This is a genomic window from Rhizobium sp. SG741 (genome assembly GCF_012275435.1).
Classification (GTDB): domain Bacteria; phylum Pseudomonadota; class Alphaproteobacteria; order Rhizobiales; family Rhizobiaceae; genus Rhizobium; species Rhizobium lusitanum.
On record NZ_JAAZQP010000001.1, the window covers coordinates 306,042 to 325,520 of the forward strand.

The following is a 19,479-nucleotide window of genomic DNA, read 5'->3' on the forward strand; positions in this document are numbered from 1 at the left end:
TTGTGCTCCTCAAGCTATGATGTCGGGAATGATCTGGTCTTCCAGCTTGGTCAGCTTGTCCTTGATGACGAGCTTCTTCTTTTTCATGCGCTGGATACGAAGGGCGTCGCAGCCCGTCTGGATCATGGCGTTGATGGCGACATCAAAATCCTCGTGTTCCTGACGCAGTCGCGCCACGACCAGCCTGATTTCTGCCTGTTCCTGATCGGGCATGCTTATTTCCCCAGCACCTCGCGGAATCGCATTCGCTCCGCCTCATGAATTCCGCAAGCTCCTATCACCAAATAGCGATAACGGGAAGTTATCCTTCATCACGAATTTGCCGCCCATAAGCCACGTTTTCGCCTTCGACATGGGTTCGATAATATGGCACAGTGATGGGGTTGACACCTAGAGCTCTGGCGAATGGATGGTCAGAGCTCTTAAAGAGGAAGGAAGGGTCATATGACTGTTCAAGCTCATCTTGAATCGCTCGAAAAGAAGCATGTCGCTCTCGAGGAGGAGCTACATGTGGCACGAACATCTCCCTCTATCAATGATACCGAAATAGCCGATATCAAACGCAGGAAGCTGCGTGTTAAGGACGAAATCCAACGTCTACGTTCGTCAGTTCACTGACGCAAAACTCCAAGGATTAAAAGCATCGATCTTGGTGGGTAAGACAGGGGGATCGTAAGATCCCGAAGCGATTGCCCGGCCAAGGTCGATGAACACTACCGGCAAAAGCGGATGCGCCAGCGTCATAGCGTTAGGTGTAGGGTTGGCGCAATTTTCCGGTCGATCGCAAAGTCGCCGGGGTCAGCTTTCAGGCCCAGAATTGATCCAGCCATAGATTGAGCTTGTCAAAGCCGCGGCTATTGACGGCGTATATGCGTTTCGTGCCCTCATTGGTCACGGAAACGAGATTGCTGTCGAGAAGCGCCTTGAGATGTTGGGAAACCGCCGGGCGGCTGATCGGCAGGCCCTGCGCCAGCTCGTTGACCGTTTTGGGTGCGCGACGCAACTCCTCCAGCAGATAGCGCCGGTTCGGATCCGCGATGGCAGCGAAGGGGTCCATGGTCGACATGCCGAAAAGCTACGTCAAACACCAAGGGGCGGCAAGTCAATTGTGCGTTGCATGATAGAATGTGTGTGTCGTGCGAGAAAGCGGCTGTCGCAAGCGGCTAATTACGCATGGCATCTTCCGCAGACCGCCAGTTTCGACCGCGGCCCCTTGTCAGACCGGGCTAACGGATTTACTCACGACTATCGAACCGGGTGCGTTATCACTGACGATGAAACCCGAAACCATGGAAGCTCGCATGACCGCGCCCGAAGATCGCTGCCGCCTCGTTCTCATCGTTCCCGATATTGCCGATATCGAAGAGCAGGCAAAGGTTGTGGCCGATGCACTCAGGGGCGGGGACGTGGCGTCGGTGATCATCCCTCAATACGGGTTGGATGACGGCGTTTTCCAGAAACACGCGGAAAAGCTGGTGCCGATCGTGCAGGCGGCGGGTGGCGCGGCGCTGATCGCCGGCGATAGCCGCGTGGCCGGCCGGGTCAAGGCCGACGGGCTGCATATCACAGGCAACGTCGCGGAGCTTACGGATGCCGTGGAGAAATTCGTGCCGAAGCTCATCGTCGGCGCCGGCAATGCGGCGGACAGGCACCACGCGCTGGAGGTCGGCGAACTGCGCCCCGACTATATCTTCTTCGGCAAGCTCGACGGCGACATCAAGCCTGAGGCGCATCCGAAAAATCTCGCGCTCGGCGAATGGTGGGCGTCGATGATCGAGATTCCGTGCATCGTCATGGGGGGCACCGATGCGAAATCGGCGCTTGAGGTGGCTTTGACCGGCGCCGAATTCGTGGCGCTGCGCGAAGCGGTTTTTGCCGATCCCGCTGCTGCCCCCTCAATCGTCGCTGAAGTGAATGCGCTGCTCGACGAAAAAGCGCCACGGTTTGAGGATTGATAGCGATTCATGTCGTTTGAGCCTCGATTCCGCCATCAAGTCTTTCTTGCCGCGCTCGCCGTAGGGCTCGCGGCATTTCCATTGCTGGCTGCAGCGCAATCGGGAAACGGGGATACCTCTTTGCCCGGCGTCACGGCGCCGGCAGACAAGGGTGCGCGGGTCGATGACAACGGACAGTCCGATGATGGTTCGGCTGTACCGGACGATGCCGCTCCGCAACGAAACGACAGCATCGTGACGCGGCCCATGGATGCCGGAGCCGGTACGTTCAAGACCGAGAAGATCCAGCCGGGTGCCGAGCCAAAAGCCAATGGTGATGTCAAGCCGTCCGAGGGTGTTGGCGTGTTCGACCGCATGGGCGCAAATCTGCCCGATCTGCCGCCGGAGAAGCCTTTCAAGGGCAAGGTCGACGATGCCTACGGCGCGTTCCAGCGCGGCTACTATCTGACCGCATTCCAGAAGGCCCTGCCGCGAGCGCAGTTGGGCGATCCCGCCGCGCAGACCCTGATTGCCGAACTGATGTCGCAGGGACTGGGCGTCAAGCGCGATGCGAAGGACGCCGCCTTCTGGTACAGCAAGGCTGCCGCGGGCGGCGATGAGACATCGATGTTCAAATACGCACTGATCCTGATGGAAGGGCGCGATGTGCCGCGCGACCAGAAGAAGGCGGATGAGTGGATGAAGAAGGCGGCCGAGGCGGGGCAGGCCTCCGCCGAATTCAACTGGGCGCAGACTTTGACGGCCGAAAACCCCGGAATCAAGGGCCTGCAACTGGCGCTTCCCTATTATGAGAAGTCCGCCGAGCAGGGCATCGCCGACGCGCAATACGCAGTTTCGCAGCTCTATCTCAATATGCCCGACCTGCCGCCGGAAAAGAAGGGGCAGGCCCGGGAGTGGCTTTCGCGCGCAGCCAATGCCGGCTTCGATACCGCCCAGCTCGATATGGGCATCTGGCTGATCAACGGTACGGGCGGCAAGCAGGATCTCGAAAACGGTTTCAACTGGATGCGTGTTGCTGCCTATCGCGGCAATGTCGTCGCGCAGAACAAGCTGGCTCATCTCTATATCAATGCCATCGGTACGAAGCAGGATCCGGTGGCCGCGGCGACCTGGTATGTCATTTCCCGCCGCGCCGGCCTGAAGGATCCGGAGCTTGAGGATTTCTACCAGGGCATCGAGGATTTTCAGCAGAAGGCGGCGATCGACGCCGCCAATAGATTTCGCCGGGCGCGGTAGTGGAAGGCCCGAATCCGGTCTTATTCGGCGGCGCCCGGCGCCTGTTTGCATGCGCCATAGCCTCGCCACTTGAAATTCCCCCGATTTTATGGTCTTGAGGCCGCCAATCTTTTATGTGCGCTGACGCTCCCGCTCCGCCGGGGCCTGATTTTCGGGTCCGGTCAGCACCTTCTGCATTATCCAAGGAAATCCGATGGCCCGTTCTGCTCTTCTCAATGTCATGGTTCAGGCTGCCCTCAAGGCAGGCAAGTCACTCAGCCGCGATTTCGGCGAAGTGCAGAACCTGCAGGTTTCGGTGAAGGGACCAGGCGATTTCGTCAGTCAGGCCGATCTCAAGGCGCAGAAGATCATCCGCGATGAGCTGATGAAGGCGCGACCGACCTACGGTTTCCTCGGCGAAGAAGACGAGGAGATCAAGGGCACCGACGGCGCGCATCGCTGGATAGTCGATCCGCTCGATGGCACCACCAACTTTCTGCATGGCATTCCGATGTTCTCGGTATCGATCGCCCTTGAGCGTAACGGCGAGATCGTGGCCGGCGTCATCTTCAATCCGGCGACGGACGAGCTCTACACCGCAGAGCGCGGCGGTGGCGCTTTCCTCAACGATCGCCGCTTGCGTGTCGCCTCGCGCCGCGTGCTGTCTGATTGCGTCATCGGCTGCGGCGTTCCGCATCTCGGTCGCGGCAATCACGGCAAGTTCCTCGTCGAGTTGCGCCATGTCATGGGTGAAGTCGCCGGCATCCGTCGCATCGGCTCGGCAGCGCTCGATCTCGCCTATGTGGCGGCCGGCCGCTTCGACGGTTTCTGGGAAGTTGGCTTGTCTGCCTGGGACATGGCTGCCGGCATTCTGCTGATCCGTGAAGCCGGCGGTTTCGTCTCCGATTTCGATGGCGGCACCGATATGCTCGGCACGAGCTCGATCATCTGCGGCAACGAGCATATCCAGAAGGCGCTCGCCGAAGTCGTCAAGCGGCCGATCCCGACGAAGTAAGTTCGTCTTTCTTCATCTTTCATGCGGTGAAACAGTCTGTTGCCAACGGGCTGTTTTGTGCTTTCCGTCTCTTCAATTCGGCACAATGTTGCTCTAGTCTCCGCCTGCGGAAAATGCGGCGGAGCGTGTGATGGAAAATGTGAAACTGGCGGATCTTGGATCGACCGACAACGTGTCGGGCGGCTACGCCTACAAGCTCTCAAGCCCCATGGCCTTCTTCTGGACGATGATTCTTTTCCTGATCATCGTCGGTTTTATCGTCGCCATCCTGTTTCGGCAGGCCCAGGTCGCCTTCCTGCATAATCCCGGCCTCAACGGCCTCATTCTGGGTGTTCTGGCGGTCGGCATCCTGCTTGTCTTCAATCATGTGTTGATGCTGAGACCAGAGGTTCGCTGGTTCAATCATTTCCGCGCCGTCGGCAATGCCGCCGACAAGGTCGGTCGCAGCCCTCGACTTCTGGCGCCGATGCGGGCGCTGCTCGGCAATCGCCGCGCGATGCAGCTGTCGACCGCGACCTTGCGCTCCATTCTCGACTCCATTGCAACGCGCCTCGACGAATCGCGTGATACCTCGCGTTATCTCATCGGCCTGCTTGTCTTTCTCGGCCTGCTCGGCACATTCTGGGGTCTGATCGGCACGATCGGCTCGATCAACGATGTTATCCAGAGTCTCGACGTCGGTTCGGGCAACAGCGGCGATATTCTTGGTGCGTTGAAGACCGGCCTGTCCGGCCCGCTGGTGGGCATGGGCACGGCCTTCTCGTCTTCGCTGCTCGGCCTTTCCGGATCGCTGATCCTCGGCTTTCTCGACCTCCAGGCCGGCCGCGCGCAAAACCGCTTTTATACCGAACTTGAAAATTGGCTTTCTTCCGTCACCGATGTCGGTTCCGATATGGCGCCTGTTATCGAAGGTGCAGCCGGCGCCTCCTCGGAGGATGTGCGGGCGCTGTCGGATTATCTGCGCAAGATCGCCGAAGAGGGCGGTGGCCAGCGTTCGGTAACGGCGATGGCGAACCTCGCCGAGGGCATTCAGGGCCTGGTCAAGAACATGCGCAACGAGCAGCAGATGCTGCGCGACTGGATCGAGGCGCAGCAGGAAGAGGCGAAATCGATGCGCCGGACGCTCGATCGCCTTGCCGATCGTATCGGCCATGTCGAGAAGACCGGGAGCAAGTAGACCATGGCGCTCGCCCGCAACCGACGCCATCAGAGATCGGTCGATTATTGGCCTGGATTTGTCGACGCGCTGTCGACGCTGCTGATGGCCATCATGTTCCTGCTCACGGTCTTCGTCGTCGGCCAATTCATTCTGAGCCGCGAAATATCGGGTCGCGACGAGGTGCTCAATCGCCTCAACAGTCGTATTAACGATCTGGTCGAGCAACTGGCGTTGGAAAAGAACGGCAAGCAGGACCTCGAGGATTCGGTCGCCAACCTGCAGGCATCCCTTTCGTCAGCGGAGAGTGAGCGCTCGCGCCTGCAGGCCTTGCTCGCCGCCGGTTCCGGCAATAGTCAGGCGGCCGAGACGCGTGTCGGCACGCTCACGCAGCAGCTCGACGAGCAGAAGCAGGCAAGCGTCAGGGCGCTGAGCCAGGTCGATCTCCTCAATCAGCAGATTGCCGCTCTCCGCAGCCAGATCGCCGCGGTGGAGGCGGCGCTTCAGGCGTCCGAGTCCAAGGATCAGTCGTCGCAGGTCAAGATTGCCGATCTCGGGCGGCGATTGAACGTGGCGCTGGCGCAGCGCGTGCAGGAGCTGAACCGCTATCGCTCCGATTTCTTCGGCCGGTTGCGTGAAATCCTTTCCGACCGCGACAACATCCGCATCGTCGGCGACCGCTTCGTGTTCCAGTCCGAAGTGTTGTTCCCGTCGGGTGCGGCGGATCTCAATCCGGCCGGGCAGGTGGAGATGGCCAAGCTTGCGGCCGCGCTTATTGACTTGGCGAAGGAAATCCCGCCGGAGATCAATTGGGTGCTGCGTGTCGACGGCCATACCGACAACGTGCCGCTCTCGGGCAGCGGCCGCTATGCGGATAACTGGGCGCTGTCATCCGCGCGCGCCATCGCCGTGGTCAAGTTCCTGATCGCACAGGGCGTCCCCGCCGACAGGCTCGTCGCGGCCGGCTTCGGCGAATTCCAGCCGATCGCTCCCGGCGACACGCCGGACGCCCGCGCTACCAACCGGCGCATCGAGTTGAAGCTGACGGAGAAGTAGCCGTCAGCGCCCCGGTGGCACGACGGCATCGAGGCGTGTTTGGAGAAACTGCCGCACGGCTTCGCTGTCGCTTAGGCCGATCGCAGTGCGATACGCGCTGGAGGCGCTTGCCGTTTCCCCGGTCTCGGTCAGCAGATGCGCACGCACGGCCCAGTAAGGCTGATAGTTGACGATGTCGCGCTCGGCTATCCGGTTCAGCAGAGCCAGTCCGGCAGCCGGGCCTTGTACTCTGCCTGTCACTGCTGCGTGGCTGACCCGAGCGCCGGCTGTCGGCTTCATGAGCACAAGCGCGTCATAGAGCTTGGCAAGTACCGTCCAGTCGGTCACGCCGGAGCGTCGTCGGTCGGCGTGTACGGATTGAATTGCGGCCTGGCACTGGAATGGACCGAGACGGTCGAATGTACCGGCCAGTCGCAGCAGCTTGTCGGCCTCGACGATCATTTCGGCATCCCAGAGGGCGGTATTCTGTTGGTCGAGAGGAACATACTGCCCATTCACATCGCGGCGGGCCCCGCGGCGGGATTCGCTGTAGAGCATCAGCGACAAGAGGCCTGCTGCTTCCGGCTCCTCCGGCAGGGTCGCCAGCAGCGTACGGCCGAGCCAGATGGCTTCATCGGCGAGATGGCCCTGCTTGCCGGTCTCGCCGTCAACCCCGTCCCAGCCGAGCCCGTAGGCGGCATAGATCGCCGAGAGCACGCTTTCCAATCGATCTGGCAACAGGGATCGGTCCGGAACGACAAAAGGGATATTGGCGTCGCGGATCTTGATCTTCGCCCGCACCAGCCGTTGGCTCATGGCCTGCGGCGAGACGAGGAAAGCCTTGGCGATGGTTGCGGCGTCGATGGCAAGCACGGTTTGCAGCATCAGCGGCGTATGAGCGGATCGATCCAGAGCCGGATGGGTGCAGACGAAGAGGAGCTTCAATCGCTCATCCGGAAATATCGGATTGTCGGCATTCATGCGCTCCTCCGCCTCGTCGAAGGCCATCATGATCCTCTCACGGGCGGCGGTCTTGACGTTCTCGTGCCTGATCCGGCGAAGCAGGTTACGCTTCGCCGAAACCAGCAGCCAAGCTTCGGGATTGTCGGGGATGCCGCGTTCCGGCCAGGTAGCCAGCGCTGCCGTGATCGCGTCGGACAAGGCATCTTCCGCCGCCGGCACATCGCGGAAGCGCGCGGCGAGAAAAGCAATCAGCTTGCCGTAGGATTGACGCGCCGCCTGTTCGGCAGCGCGTCGGGCCTCTGAGGTCATGACGATTACATCTGCAAGCGCGGCCGCACTTCGACCGAGCCCTGCTGGGAGACCGGCACCCGCACGGCCCATTCCAGCGCGGCATCGAGATCCGGCACGTCGATCAGGTAGAAGCCGCCGAGCTGCTCCTTGCCCTCGGGGAAGGGGCCGTCCTGCACATCGTGGTCTTCGCCGCGGCGGCGGACGACCGTCGCTGTTTCCGGCGCGGTCAACCCTGCGCCGCCGGTCATGATGCCGGCCTGGACAAGTGCCTGAGTGTAGGCAATCCAGCCGTTCTTGTAGGCTGGATCCTCGCGGCGCTTAAAGTCCTCGGCCGATTCACGGATGATCAAAGCGTATTGCATGAGACAACTCCCATTTGCTCTGTTGATGGTGCCGGGCAGACGCTGCATCTGAAAATTCAATTGTAGAATATGCGGCGCTGCCGGCGAAGCGACTTTCTGCCGCTTCGATACAATGAGCCGCGAGCAGCGGCGAATTCGACAGGCGTGAAGGGGTTCTCGAAATTTATTGTCGAACAAAAAAACGGCCGGCACGCCAAACGGCGACCGGCCGGTCTTTACAGCAAGCGCTTGACGCGAAGTCTTAGGCGGTAGCGGTGGTCTGGTCGTCGATGACGGCGCCGCCGACATGTGCCTTGATCGATTCGATGGCATGCAGGGCTGAAGCCTTCGCCTTGTAGCCTTCGGACCCGAACATGGTTTCGCCGTTCGAGGCTTTGAAGCGGAAGCGAAACTCGCCGGCCTTGTCCTTGTAGACTTCAAATTTATACATGGTTCTCGTCTCCTAGAATCGCGTCAGCGCGGGATAACGTTGAAAATCTAGCTCAACTTGAAAGTTATTTCCATAAGGTTGTATGCGGGGCGACTTAACCCGGTTCGCGCTATTTCGCGACGAGCATGCGCTCCTCGATCCCGGCATCGAATTGCAGGCGTGCGAGCTTCGCATAGATGCCGCCGTGGCGGATCAGGCTCTGATGCGTGCCCTCCTCGACGATGCGGCCCTGATCCAGCACGAGAATGCGATCGGCCTTCAGGACGGTTGCCAGGCGATGGGCGATGACGAGGGTGGTGCGCGTTTCCATGAGGCCTTCCAGCGCCTTCTGCACCAGCGTTTCGCTCTCGGCATCGAGCGCGGAGGTCGCTTCATCGAGCAAGAGAACCGGTGCATTCTTCAAGATGGCGCGGGCAATGGCGATGCGCTGGCGCTGGCCGCCGGAAAGCGTGACGCCGCGCTCGCCCACCTGCGTATCGTAACCCTGCTCCAGGCGTGAAATGAATTCGTCCGCCTGAGCGGCGATGGCGGCGGCGTGCACTTCGTCTCGAGAGGCGCCAGGGCGTCCGAAGGCGATATTGTCGTGGATCGAGCTGGCGAAGATCGTCGTGTCCTGGGGGACGATGGCGATACGTTCGCGCAATGCCTCCGGCGGAACGCGGCCGATATCCACGCCGTCGACGGCGACGCTGCCCTGCTGTGGATCGTAAAAGCGCAGCAGCAGCGAGAAGATGGTGCTCTTGCCGGCCCCTGATGCGCCGACGATCGCCACGGTTTCGCCTGATGTGACCGAGAAGGACAGTCCGTGCAGCGCCGATCTATTCGGCCTTGACGGATAGGAGAAGTGAACGTCCGAGAACTCCACCCGGCCCTGTGGCGGTTGCGGCAGAGGCTGGGGATCGGCCGGTGCGGCGATCGGCGAAACTTCGGCAAGAAGCTCGCCAAGGCGGTCGGCAGCACCTGCCGCCTGCGACAGCTCGCCCCAGACTTCCGACAGCGAACCGAGCGAGGAGCCGGCAATCACGGAATAGAGCAGGAACTGGCCGAGCGTTCCCGCCGACATCGTGCCATCGAGCACGTTCTGCGCGCCGACCCGGAGAACGGCAACGATGCTGCCGAAGACCATGGCGATGGCAAAACCTGTCAGCAGCGAGCGGGATTTGATCGCCGCACGCGCCGCCTGATAGGCGTCCTCGACCGCCGCGCCGTAGCGCCGGGAGGCTGCCTCTTCGCCGTTATAGGCCTGTATGGTGCGGCTGGCGGCGATGGTTTCGTTGGCATAGGCCGATGCATTGGCCAGCCTATCCTGCGCAGCGCGCGAGCGTTTGCGCACGGAACGGCCGAAACTGACAAGCGGCAGCACGATGAGGGGGATCGCGATCAGCACGATGCTCGAAAGCTTCGGGCTGGTGAAGATCATCATCACCATGGCGCCGAGACAGAGGATGAGGTTGCGCAGCGCCGCCGAGGCCGTCGAGCCGACGGCCGACTTGATCTGCGTCGTATCGGCCGTCAGCCGCGAGACGATCTCGCCCGACTGGTTGACGTCGAAGAAGGAGGGCGACAGCCGCGTCACGTGATCGAAGACTTCGCGGCGCATGTCGGAGACGATGCGCTCGCCGATCGAAATGACGAAATAGTAGCGCAGGGCGCTCGCCGCGGCGAGCAACAGGGCCATGGCCATGATCGCGATGAAATAGCTGTCGATGAGGCCGCGGTCGATCTGATCGAAGCCGTGATCGATCACGCGCCGCACGGCGATCGGCAGAGCGAGCGACGTAACGGCGGCAACGACAAGAGCGACGAGCGCTCCGGCCACCATGCCCCGATATCGCCTGAGATAGGGCGCCAGTCGTCCAAGGGGTCGGATAGACCTGTTGGTTTTTTTGTCTGCCTGGCCAATTTCCGACAAGTCGTCTCCAATCCCCGTATCAGCAAGGGACTTGACGTTTTCGCCCCTTGTTATCCCTGCAGCCTTCATGTATAGGCACGCCATCTTAATTGGAAGCCGTGGCCTAACCGGACTGCGGCTTCATTTATTCAATCGGTTCGGTTGCCGCAATGCCTTGCGACAAATGGACCCTGCCATGACAGGAAGATTGTTATGAAGGCAAACATCCATCCCGACTACCACACGATCAAAGTGGTCATGACCGACGGCACCGAATATGAAACCCGCTCGACCTGGGGTTCTGAAGGCGCTGTCATGAATCTCGAAATCGACAGCAAGTCCCATCCGGCCTGGACGGGTGGCAACCAGCAGATGGTTGACCGCGCCGGCCGCGTTTCGAAGTTCAACAAGCGCTTCGGCGGTCTTGGCATCTAATCGCTTCGCGATTTGTTGTTTTGAAAGAGCCCGGTTTTGCCGGGCTTTTTTGTTGCGTGGTTCAGCCTGCCTTCGTTTTCACGGCGGATCATCGTATCCGCTCCAGGTAGTTGGCGCGATCGAATGGATTGGCACCCGAACGTTGGCGCAGACGCGATGGGCCTGCGGTTGGAGCATAGTGGTCGAACGAGTGATCCAAAATACCTGTTCCGCTCGATAGTCCTGGAAGCTGCTTTTGAATGCCCTGGATCATCGCGGACGCTGCCGTGCCTTCGAGCCGGGCTGTGCCGGCTGCAATCACTGACTCCGTCGTCGATGCGCCGGATTTCGCAAGCAAGGTGAGTATCCCGGTCAACGTGGCTGTGGGCACTTCGAGATGAAAACGGTCGACCGGTTCGCACACGACTGTCCGTGCGGAGGTGAGGGCGGTTGCCAATACCAATGGCGTCAGCTTGCGAAAGTCGGCGGCTGTGGTCGCCGGCGAGCTTTGGCGCGCCGCGGTCATGGCGACATGGCAATCGATGATCTGCCAACCGAAGATGCCCTCCTTGAGCGTATCGAAGACCGTCTCTTCAACAGCTCGATAGAAGCTCGCGGGCATTTGCCCCACATCCACTTCCAGGGTGAAGCTGTTGCCGGCTCCTTGTGGCCGTGGTTCGACACGCAATCCAATCGTCGCAAGGAAAGGATTGGGCTCCTTGAATATGATTTCAATCCCGCTCCCGGTTCCGAGCAGCCTTTCGGCATAAATGATCGTGCTTTCCTCGAATACAGCGTCAAGCCCAAAGTCGGCTGCCAGGGTTACCTGGATGACTTCCTTTTGTACCTCTCCATAGAGCGAGACGTATATCTCGGTCGCGTCTTCGTTGGTGCGCAGGTTGATGAGCGGGTCCTGATCGGACAGTTGAGCAAGCGCCAGCCACAACGCCGCATTCTCGGCGGGGCGCGATGGACGGACCCGAGTTTCCAGGGTAGGGGGCGAAAAATATAGGTTGCCGTGTGAAGAGCTTTGGCGGCCAATCCCGTCGCCGATCCGAGCGCTGGCCAGACCGCCAATCCTCGCAATCCGTCCCGCACCTACATGCGCGACTTTGTCGATCCGGCCTTCGCTGAAAACCTGGATGCTATTTACCTTTGCCGGGCCTTTTGGCAGGCAGAGGTAATCTCGTACCGCTATCGTGCCTGATGTCACGCATACATAGGCCAGTTTTTCTCCGCCCCATCCCCGTTCGATCTTGAAGATCTTGCCGTTGACCGGTCCATTCGGATCTGGCTGGCGGCTTGGCAACAAGCTCTCTATGGCCGAAATCAGAGCGGGAATCCCAACACCGCTCATTGCCATTCCGGCAAAAGCCGGATGCACCAAACCTCTCGTGACCTGATCCGCCAAAGCACATCTAAGCCTTTGGGCGGTCAGCCGGCCAGGCGATAGAACATAATCGTCTATTATGGCTTCGTCGCTGGCTGCGAGTGCTTCGCAAAGGGCCGATAAATGGGGTTCCTGCTCGATATCGGTAGCCTCGACCTCGGCGAGCTTGCTGCCAGCATTGGTGATGGTCGACATTGCGACGGGGCGTACCGACAATTGGCTCGAAATGTCGTCAAGGACTTCGGCGTAACGTGCACCAAGGCGATCGACCTTATTGACGAAGAACAGGAATGGGACCCCAAGGTGTCGCAATGCCCGGACCAGCACGCGGGTCTGGGGTTGCACACCCTCAACGGCCGAAACAACGACCACTGCCGCATCCAGCAATTGCAGGACACGCTCAACCTCGGCGATGAAGTCGGGGTGACCGGGCGTGTCAATTAGATTTACGACCAAGTCGCCGAGCGTAAACGACACCACTGCGGCCGCAATGGTGATGCCACGTTGCCGTTCGAGTTCGAGACTGTCGGTCTGGGTATTGCCGCCGTCGACGCTGCCGAGTTTATCGATTACGCCAATGTCAAAAAGGAGTCGCTCTGTAAGGCTAGTTTTGCCTGCATCTACGTGGGCAAGTATGCCCAAATTCAAAGTGCGCATGAGTCATCAACTTCTCAGAATTTCGGATGTGATTTTCGTGAGAAGTGAGTCGGCGCATTGGGGCCTCCAGATTGATTTCGGCTTGCGAACCTCTCCATGTGTGAGAGGAACACACCGCCATTTTTACAGACGCTTCAACGAATCCGTCAAGTGCAACCATTTCGCTGCTTGGGCTTGAGGTGGGGCGTCTTGGGATCAGGTCAAACAAAACCGGCCGCGCATGGCGCGACCGGTTCAAATCTGTCACCGATATCTCGATGGGTTCAATTGTTTCCGAAAGCGGTCTGCAGCAGGGTAAGCTGTGCCTTGACGCTATTCTGGTTGTCCGGAACGATCGGGGCTTCGGTCGGGCGGTAGATCTCGCGGTCGAGCAGGGCGACGCGGTTCTGCAGGCGAAGGGAGCGCTCCACGAGGTCGCGGAAGGATTCCGGCAGGTCGTTCCAGCCGGGTGCGGTGCGGTCCACGTTGAAGCCGTCGAGGCGAACCTTGTTCTTCTCGGCCAGCACCTGATCTCGTGACATTTCGCCATTGTTGACGGCGCGCTGCAGCAGCAGCCAGGAGGCCATCTGCATGAGGCGGGTGGTCAGCCGCATGGATTCTGCGGCATAGAGCACGGAGGCCATGCGCGGCAGAACCTTGGAGGCGGCCCGGCCCTGACCGTCCAGATAGCCGGCGGTTTCCTCGACCAGCGACATGCCCTCGGCATACAGCGCCCTGAACTGTGCCGAAGATGCGGCATGGCCAGCGAAGCTGATCGTGTTCAACCCAAGTTCCGACATCGAATAAATCCCTGCTTCACGCAACACTTTTGTTCAGGAAAAGCCGGTAAAGTCCCTAAGAGCTTTCCGCATCTGCTTTTATGACTTCAAGATGGTGGTTTTAACTGAAATTCGCAAGGCGATTCTTAAGAAAGGGTTAATCTCCACAGTTTCGTCGAAGAGGCCGATACATGGCAAAAAAGAAGAGCCGCAAAAGCGGCTCTCAAGGTAAAACAGGGAGAAAAATCAGACCAATTCGCCAAGTGGAGAAACTGTCTGAGTCCAGAGCGAATCTGGATGATCATAGTAATAAGTCGTAAAGCTTAATATTTTGTTGAGCATATCGCGATCAAAATCTTGCCGCCTCGATTTTGCGCTGCCGGGGCTTCAGAAACGAAAGAGATTCTCCGCCGCCTTGCGGCCGGATGCCTTGGTGGCAATTTCCTCCTCCAGCCGGGCGATTTCGCTCTGCAGGAGTGCTATGCGATTTTTCAGCTCGTCGACAGACAGCAGCGACAGATCGCTGCCGATCTCGTGGACTGACGGTTTCTGCGGATGGTCATCGTCGAAAATGCTCATTTTGGCTCCTCCTTTTCCCGCAAAGGGATCAGGTGCCGTAATTTACAGTTATATCGTCCTTTTTTGAAGTCTCGCTTCGCGCGAGTGACATGCTCTCCGGCGTGATCATCTGGGCGTTGGCGGATGGCATCGTCGTGTAGGCGTCGCGATCGCCCGCGGGTCTGGCGGCGCGGCGGCGGCTGCGGAAGATGGAATAGGCTGTTATGAGCAGGTGGGCGACGGCTGTCAGGAAGAAGAGGGAGTAGGGGCCAACGGAGGACATGACCGGTCCGCCGATCGTCGGGCCGATGATGGTGCCGATTCCATAGAGCAGCAACAGGCCGCCGGAAACCTTGACGAAGTCCTCCGGCGCGGCGAAGTCGTTGGCGTGGGCGACGGTGATCGGATAGAGCGTGTTGGCGACCGCGCCGTAGACCACCACCATGCCGATGAGGAAGTAGGGGCTGCTCGGTTTCAGCAGGAAGAGCAGCAGGCCGTCGAGGGCCGCGATGGCGGCCATGCCCGCCAGCACGTAGCGGCGGTCGATGCGGTCGGAAAGACGTCCGGCCGGAAACTGCATCACGGCGCCGGCAAAGATAGTCGAACTCATCATAATCGCGATGTCACGATCCGAAAGGCCGGCATTGGCGCCGAAGACGGCGCCGAGCGTGCCGTAGGCACCGTTGGCGATACCAACAAGCAGGATGCCGAGCGAGGCCACCGGCGAATTGCGGTAGAGCGCCTTCAGGTCGAGGCTGACGGCTTTCAGCGGCTGCGGCGAGGCGGCGGTCGACAGCGTGGTCGGCAGCATGGCGATGCAATAGCAGATGCCGCACATCATGAAGAGAATGGGCGTATGGATGTCGGCGAAGGGCACCATCATCTGGCCGGCGACCGCGCCGATCAGCGTGATGCCGATATAGAGCGAAAAGATCGCGCCGCGGCTCTCGTTGGTCGCCCGCTCGTTGAGCCAGCTTTCGATGATCATCGAGGTGCCGGCGGTGCAGAAGCCGGTGACGGCGCGCAGTGCCACCCACCAGGTCGCATCGACGACGATGCCGGTCAGAAGCGCGATGATGGCGATGACGGAGATGAAGCCCGAAAAGGCGCGGACATGACCGATGCGCCGGACCACCTTCGGCGCGGTCAGGCAGCCCAGCACGAAACCGGTGGCCCAGGTCGTGCCGAGCAGGCCGAGCGTCGTGGTCGCGTAGCCTTCGGCCGTGCCGCGTACCGGCAGCAGCAGGCTATGCAGGCCGTTTCCCGTAAACAGGAAGAGCGTGCCGAACAGCAGGGCCAATACGGGCAAAATGTTTCTTTTCATGCTCCCCACCTTCATGCGGATCCGTTTAAGGAACCGATAAGACAGGAATACCCTCCTGTCCGTCTTCGCTATTGATTGTGTCCCGGATTGCCGCTATCGGCGTGTAGAAACAGTCTGTTGGCGCGGAAAGATGTCCGTCCTATGACGTTAGAGCATGATCAAGAAAACTGCGCAGCGGTTTTTGGTCGCGGTTATGCGCACTCTTGCGCAAACGGGGAAAAATAGCGTGACAAAAGTCATCGCGGTGCTGCTGCTGCTCGCCATGGCGGTGCAGGTCATCAAGCCACTGGGACTGCCGGGCCTCAGGCGCCGGGTCGATTTCTGGAAGATCGCCATCATCGCCTTCGCCGTCTGGACAGTTGCGCTGATCATCAACGAGACGTTTTAAGGCCCTTCAGGCTCGGATATCGGCTTTCGAGCTCAGATGTGCCTCTCTTCAGAGCAGGATTTCGCCGCGCATGATCTTGACGCAGCTGCCCGACAGAAAGACATCATTTACCATGCCGTCAGATTTCCTGACGTCGACGCCGATCAGACTGCGCCGGCCCATCTCCACACCCTGTTCGATGGTGATTTTCACCTCGGCATCGCGCGCCGGCAGCAGCGAGGTCAGATAGGCGCCGAGGGCTGCGGAGGCGCTGCCGGTTGCAGGGTCCTCGATGACATTGTCAAGCGGCGCAAACATGCGAGCGCGGATGTGCCACGGGTTCTCGGCCGATCGCGTATAGAGGAAGAGCGAGAATCCGGTCTTGTCTTCCTTGTGCAGCGCGGCCGCCTCGGCGAAAACAGCGGCATTCGGGCGTGCCTTGCCGAGTGTTTCGAGGCTATCCAATTCGGCAAAGGCGAAGGGCAGGCCGACGGAGGCAAATATCGGCGCGTGCGATGTCCTGCGGATCGACAGCGGCTCGATCTGCACGCAGCGCGCAATCAGCTCGTCGGCGATCGTCTCGCCGATCTTGAGGCTGCCCGGCGCGCGTATGCTCGCACCTGTGACGTCATCGCCGCTACGCAGCAGGGTTACCTCCACGAGACCGGCGTCCTCCTCGAAGGTCAAGCCGTCGCCAACGGGCTTTCCGAAGATCTCCCGCTGCCGGCCGAGGACGAAGGCGGTGCCGACATTGGGGTGACCGGCAAAGGGAATTTCGGCTGTCGGCGTGAAGATGCGGACGCGCGCCGTATGATCGGGATTTTCCGGCGGCAGCACGAAGGTCGTTTCCGAATAGTTGAATTCGGTCGCGATTTTCTGCATCGCATCGCCGCTGAGGCCGCGCGCGTCGGGAATGACGGCCAGTGGATTGCCGACGAAACGCTCCGACGTGAAGACATCGACGGTGACATAGGCGACGGTGTTCATGGCGGCTCCCGATGCTTTGATAGGACTGCCAGGGATATAGCCGCTGCCCAATCATGGCTGAAGGCGCGAACTTGTGCCCATGACAAGTTCACTATCGGCCTCTTCTGCGGGAATTGGTCCTTACCCTACACCATGCAAGGATGCGGCATGCATGGACGCCTCAATTGCCCTGGAACTGCTTGAGCACGCTAGACCAGAGTTCGACCAGTTCGGCACCGCCTGCATCGGCCGGTTTCGCGCGTACCGCGGTATGGACAAGTACCAGATGTGTTGTTGGATCGACGAGGATGCGCTGACCTGCTTTGCCGTCCAGAAAAAACGTACGGCGCGGACCGGGCATAAGCCAGACTTGATAACCGTAGCCCCAGGGGTTCGTCTCATGATTGACCGCAAGGAACGAGCCTTGCGTAACCGGCTGCGTTGCATCGAGCAGCCACTGGCGCGGTATGATCTGTCGGCCGTTCAAGGCACCGTCATGGGCAAGCAGCATGCCAAAGCGGGCATAGTCGCGAAGCGTCGCGCTAAAGCAGCAGTAGCCGACTTCCTGGCCGGTGCTGTCAACCTGCCAATTCGCGCTGGCTTCCGCGCCCATCGGCTGCCATATCCGGGACTGGAGATAGTTCGACATTGTCATATGGGTGGCGTGGGTCAGGACCAGGCTCAGCCCTTCCGTATCAAGATTGCTGTAGTGCCAGACGGTGTCGGGAGCGGCGACACGCTTGTTAAATCGCGACACGGCCGCATAGGGGTCGAGCTTTTTCGGGCCGAGCAATGAATTGCTGAGCCGAACGTTGTCGTCGGGATTGCCGAAGTTTTCCGTGAAGGCAATGCCAGAGGCCATATGAAGCAAGGCGCGGATCGGCGTGCTACCCATCTCGGTGCCCTTCAACTCCGGCACATAGGTCTGCACGGTGTCGTCAACGGAGTGAATGGCACCCTCGGAAATCGCGATCCCGATCATCATGCCGGTCAATGTTTTCGCCATGGATTGGGAGACAAGGCGATCGTGATCGGTGCGGCCGTATTGATAATGTTCGAACAGAATCGTGTCGTTGTGGGCAATCAGCAATCCCGTCGTCGGATTGGTGTCGAGATATTTCGACAAGGTGGCGGCTTCGGCGCCGAATGTGAACTTGACCGAAATCTCGGAAGGGGCGCGTAGCAGCGGTAGCGGATGCTCGGCGGCGGCGATCGTGTGTGTCGGCGCGAGCTGATCGGCGTGACTGAAGTTGCCGATCATGTTGCGTTGTTCGCTAAGTGGCAGACCGACGGGATAACCGAGTTTCTCACCGTAGGCCACTGCGTCTGGTCCGGTCGGGGAAAAGACGGGAACAGCCGTCTGCAACTGCTGGGCACGAGCAATGTCTATTTGGGCTACTAAGGCGACGGCAAGAACAGCAACAAAACCGCGCCAGGCAAGCATATGGCAACCCCTCTATTAAGCCCGTTGATTATAAGCGGGGCAACCTAGTGCCGGTCTTTCGTTACAGCCGTTTGACACGGTTATTTTCCGATATCACAGCGAACCTATTCTTGTCATTGCGGCAGATGTGACTTGGTCTGTTCTGAGCATTCGGTTGGCTATTGTGCGAAAGCAAAAAAGCCCCGGTCACGTCGTGACCGGGGCTTTTGATTCGTTCGGGTACTCGCCGAAATCAGGCAGCCTGTTCGCGATCCTTCGTCCAGCTGCCCTTGGCGGCGAGATAGTTCATCTCGGCGCGGTGGGTGAAGGCGCGCTGGCCGGCGGCGACATTTTCTGCCTTGCCGCCCCATGCCTTCAGCGCTGCGTCCTGCAGTGCGCGGCCATAGGAGAAGGTCACCTGCCAGGGCAGATCGTAGCCAGAGTTGATGGCGGATAGATGGGCGGTCGCTTCCTCGGTCGACTGGCCGCCGGAGAGGAAGGCGATGCCGGGAACGGCCGAAGGCACGGTTTCCTTCAGCACCTTGACGGTGCGCTCGGCAACCTGCTCGACGGAGGCCTTGCGGACCTTCTTGCCGTCGATGACCATGCTTGGCTTCAGGATCATGCCTTCGAGCTTGATGCGCGCTTCCGCGAGCTCCTGGAAGACGATCTGCAGCGTCCAGCGAGTGACTTCTTCACTGCGGTCGAGGCTCTGTGTGCCGGGCTCGCCGTCCATCAGCACTTCCGGCTCGACGATCGGAACGATCTTCGCCTGCTGGCAAAGGGCGGCATAGCGGGCGAGCGCATGGGCATTCGCCTTGACGGCGCCAAAGGTCGGAAGCGTGTCGGAAATGGCGATCACGCCGCGCCATTTGGCGAAGCGGGCGCCGGCGTCATAATATTTCGCCAGGCGATCGGCGAGGCCGTCGAGGCCCTCGGTGACGGTTTCGCCGGGAAAGCCGGCCAGCGGCTTGGCGCCGATATCGACCTTGATGCCGGGAATGCTGTCTGCGGCCCTGATGACATCGACGAAAGGCGTGCCGTTCGCAGCTTTCTGGAAGAGGGTTTCCTCATAGAGGATGACGCCGGAAATGTACTTCTTCATCGCTTCGTCGGAGCGGAAGAGCATCTCGCGATAGTCGCGGCGGCTCTCTTCCGTGGAAACGAGAGAGATGGTGTCGAAGCGCTTCTTGTTGGTGGCGGTAGATTCATCCGCCGCCAGGAGACCCTTGCCACCGGCAACCATCTTCACGGCAATGTCTTCAATTCGTTCGCTCATTTTGTTTCTCCAAGGCGATTTCAGTCGGCG

Annotated in this window: 21 protein-coding genes; 8 read left to right on the top strand and 13 right to left on the bottom strand. The window is 60.0% G+C overall.

From position 1 onward, the window contains the following. Positions 1-9 precede the first annotated feature (9 nt). The gene (locus tag FHT29_RS01540) at positions 10-213 is read right to left on the bottom strand and encodes a YdcH family protein (protein WP_037196437.1); all 204 of its coding nucleotides are present in this window, start codon (positions 211-213) and stop codon (positions 10-12) included. A gap of 231 nt (positions 214-444) precedes the next feature. Here FHT29_RS01540 and FHT29_RS01545 point away from each other — a divergent pair, with 231 nt between their 5' ends. After that, positions 445-618 (top strand): DUF465 domain-containing protein, encoded by a 174-nt coding sequence (locus tag FHT29_RS01545; protein WP_034503556.1) that lies wholly within the window; start codon positions 445-447, stop codon positions 616-618. Positions 619-805: 187 nt separating this feature from the next. Here the strand turns inward: FHT29_RS01545 and FHT29_RS01550 are convergent, their stop codons facing one another. After that, on the bottom strand, positions 806-1,066 hold the full coding sequence (locus tag FHT29_RS01550) for a metalloregulator ArsR/SmtB family transcription factor (protein WP_004117412.1): 261 nt from the start codon (positions 1,064-1,066) through the stop codon (positions 806-808). Positions 1,067-1,301: 235 nt separating this feature from the next. On the opposite strand from FHT29_RS01550, the gene FHT29_RS01555 reads away from it, so the two are divergent. The 5 genes from FHT29_RS01555 (at position 1,302) to FHT29_RS01575 (ending at position 6,397) form a co-directional block, all read left to right on the top strand. Further along, complete coding sequence (locus FHT29_RS01555) at positions 1,302-1,955, top strand: thiamine phosphate synthase (RefSeq protein WP_037196598.1); 654 nt, start codon at positions 1,302-1,304, stop codon at positions 1,953-1,955. A 9-nt stretch (positions 1,956-1,964) separates the two neighbouring features. Next, on the top strand, positions 1,965-3,191 hold the full coding sequence (locus tag FHT29_RS01560) for a tetratricopeptide repeat protein (RefSeq protein ID WP_168599038.1): 1,227 nt from the start codon (positions 1,965-1,967) through the stop codon (positions 3,189-3,191). Positions 3,192-3,384: 193 nt separating this feature from the next. Then, positions 3,385-4,185: an inositol monophosphatase family protein gene (locus FHT29_RS01565; RefSeq protein ID WP_037196442.1), complete on the top strand. Its 801-nt coding sequence runs from the start codon at positions 3,385-3,387 to the stop codon at positions 4,183-4,185. Between the two features lie 130 nt (positions 4,186-4,315). Further along, positions 4,316-5,362 (top strand): MotA/TolQ/ExbB proton channel family protein, encoded by a 1,047-nt coding sequence (locus tag FHT29_RS01570; RefSeq protein ID WP_037196443.1) that lies wholly within the window; start codon positions 4,316-4,318, stop codon positions 5,360-5,362. 3 nt (positions 5,363-5,365) lie between these two features. After that, complete coding sequence (locus FHT29_RS01575) at positions 5,366-6,397, top strand: peptidoglycan -binding protein (RefSeq protein ID WP_037196444.1); 1,032 nt, start codon at positions 5,366-5,368, stop codon at positions 6,395-6,397. A gap of 3 nt (positions 6,398-6,400) precedes the next feature. On the opposite strand, the gene FHT29_RS01580 is transcribed toward FHT29_RS01575, so the two are convergent. The 4 genes from FHT29_RS01580 to FHT29_RS01595 all read right to left on the bottom strand — a co-directional run bounded on the left by FHT29_RS01580 (position 6,401) and on the right by FHT29_RS01595 (position 10,334). Continuing rightward, positions 6,401-7,648: a DUF6596 domain-containing protein gene (locus tag FHT29_RS01580; protein ID WP_047555356.1), complete on the bottom strand. Its 1,248-nt coding sequence runs from the start codon at positions 7,646-7,648 to the stop codon at positions 6,401-6,403. 5 nt (positions 7,649-7,653) lie between these two features. Further along, positions 7,654-7,992, bottom strand: coding sequence for a YciI family protein (locus FHT29_RS01585; RefSeq protein WP_037196447.1), 339 nt, complete (start codon positions 7,990-7,992; stop codon positions 7,654-7,656). A gap of 241 nt (positions 7,993-8,233) precedes the next feature. Continuing rightward, the gene (locus FHT29_RS01590) at positions 8,234-8,422 is read right to left on the bottom strand and encodes a YegP family protein (RefSeq protein WP_015341032.1); all 189 of its coding nucleotides are present in this window, start codon (positions 8,420-8,422) and stop codon (positions 8,234-8,236) included. A gap of 109 nt (positions 8,423-8,531) precedes the next feature. Then, complete coding sequence (locus FHT29_RS01595) at positions 8,532-10,334, bottom strand: ABC transporter transmembrane domain-containing protein (protein WP_047555445.1); 1,803 nt, start codon at positions 10,332-10,334, stop codon at positions 8,532-8,534. 192 nt (positions 10,335-10,526) lie between these two features. Between FHT29_RS01595 and rpmE the strand changes: the two genes are divergently transcribed. Further along, positions 10,527-10,748: a 50S ribosomal protein L31 gene (gene rpmE / locus FHT29_RS01600; RefSeq protein WP_037196451.1), complete on the top strand. Its 222-nt coding sequence runs from the start codon at positions 10,527-10,529 to the stop codon at positions 10,746-10,748. An 88-nt stretch (positions 10,749-10,836) separates the two neighbouring features. Here rpmE and FHT29_RS01605 read toward each other — a convergent pair whose 3' ends face one another. The 4 genes from FHT29_RS01605 to FHT29_RS01620 form a co-directional block, all read right to left on the bottom strand. Next, a complete protein-coding gene (locus FHT29_RS01605; RefSeq protein WP_047555357.1) occupies positions 10,837-12,774 on the bottom strand; it encodes a TetM/TetW/TetO/TetS family tetracycline resistance ribosomal protection protein in 1,938 nt (645 codons plus the stop codon). 263 nt (positions 12,775-13,037) lie between these two features. Continuing rightward, a complete protein-coding gene (locus FHT29_RS01610) occupies positions 13,038-13,553 on the bottom strand; it encodes a DUF1465 family protein (protein ID WP_037196454.1) in 516 nt (171 codons plus the stop codon). 366 nt (positions 13,554-13,919) lie between these two features. Next, on the bottom strand, positions 13,920-14,111 hold the full coding sequence (locus FHT29_RS01615; RefSeq protein WP_047555358.1) for a DUF1192 domain-containing protein: 192 nt from the start codon (positions 14,109-14,111) through the stop codon (positions 13,920-13,922). Positions 14,112-14,139: 28 nt separating this feature from the next. Then, complete coding sequence (locus FHT29_RS01620; protein ID WP_037196456.1) at positions 14,140-15,414, bottom strand: MFS transporter; 1,275 nt, start codon at positions 15,412-15,414, stop codon at positions 14,140-14,142. A gap of 226 nt (positions 15,415-15,640) precedes the next feature. Here FHT29_RS01620 and FHT29_RS01625 point away from each other — a divergent pair, with 226 nt between their 5' ends. After that, a complete protein-coding gene (locus FHT29_RS01625) occupies positions 15,641-15,802 on the top strand; it encodes a hypothetical protein (protein WP_092573544.1) in 162 nt (53 codons plus the stop codon). Between the two features lie 48 nt (positions 15,803-15,850). Here the strand turns inward: FHT29_RS01625 and FHT29_RS01630 are convergent, their stop codons facing one another. From FHT29_RS01630 to FHT29_RS01640, 3 genes are all read right to left on the bottom strand, one after another. Beyond that, positions 15,851-16,768 (bottom strand): PhzF family phenazine biosynthesis protein, encoded by a 918-nt coding sequence (locus tag FHT29_RS01630; RefSeq protein ID WP_168599039.1) that lies wholly within the window; start codon positions 16,766-16,768, stop codon positions 15,851-15,853. 160 nt (positions 16,769-16,928) lie between these two features. Continuing rightward, positions 16,929-18,191, bottom strand: a complete 1,263-nt coding sequence (locus FHT29_RS01635) for a serine hydrolase (protein WP_168599040.1) — start codon at positions 18,189-18,191, stop codon at positions 16,929-16,931. 232 nt (positions 18,192-18,423) lie between these two features. Further along, on the bottom strand, positions 18,424-19,449 hold the full coding sequence (locus tag FHT29_RS01640; protein ID WP_037196462.1) for a class I fructose-bisphosphate aldolase: 1,026 nt from the start codon (positions 19,447-19,449) through the stop codon (positions 18,424-18,426). Positions 19,450-19,479 lie beyond the last annotated feature (30 nt).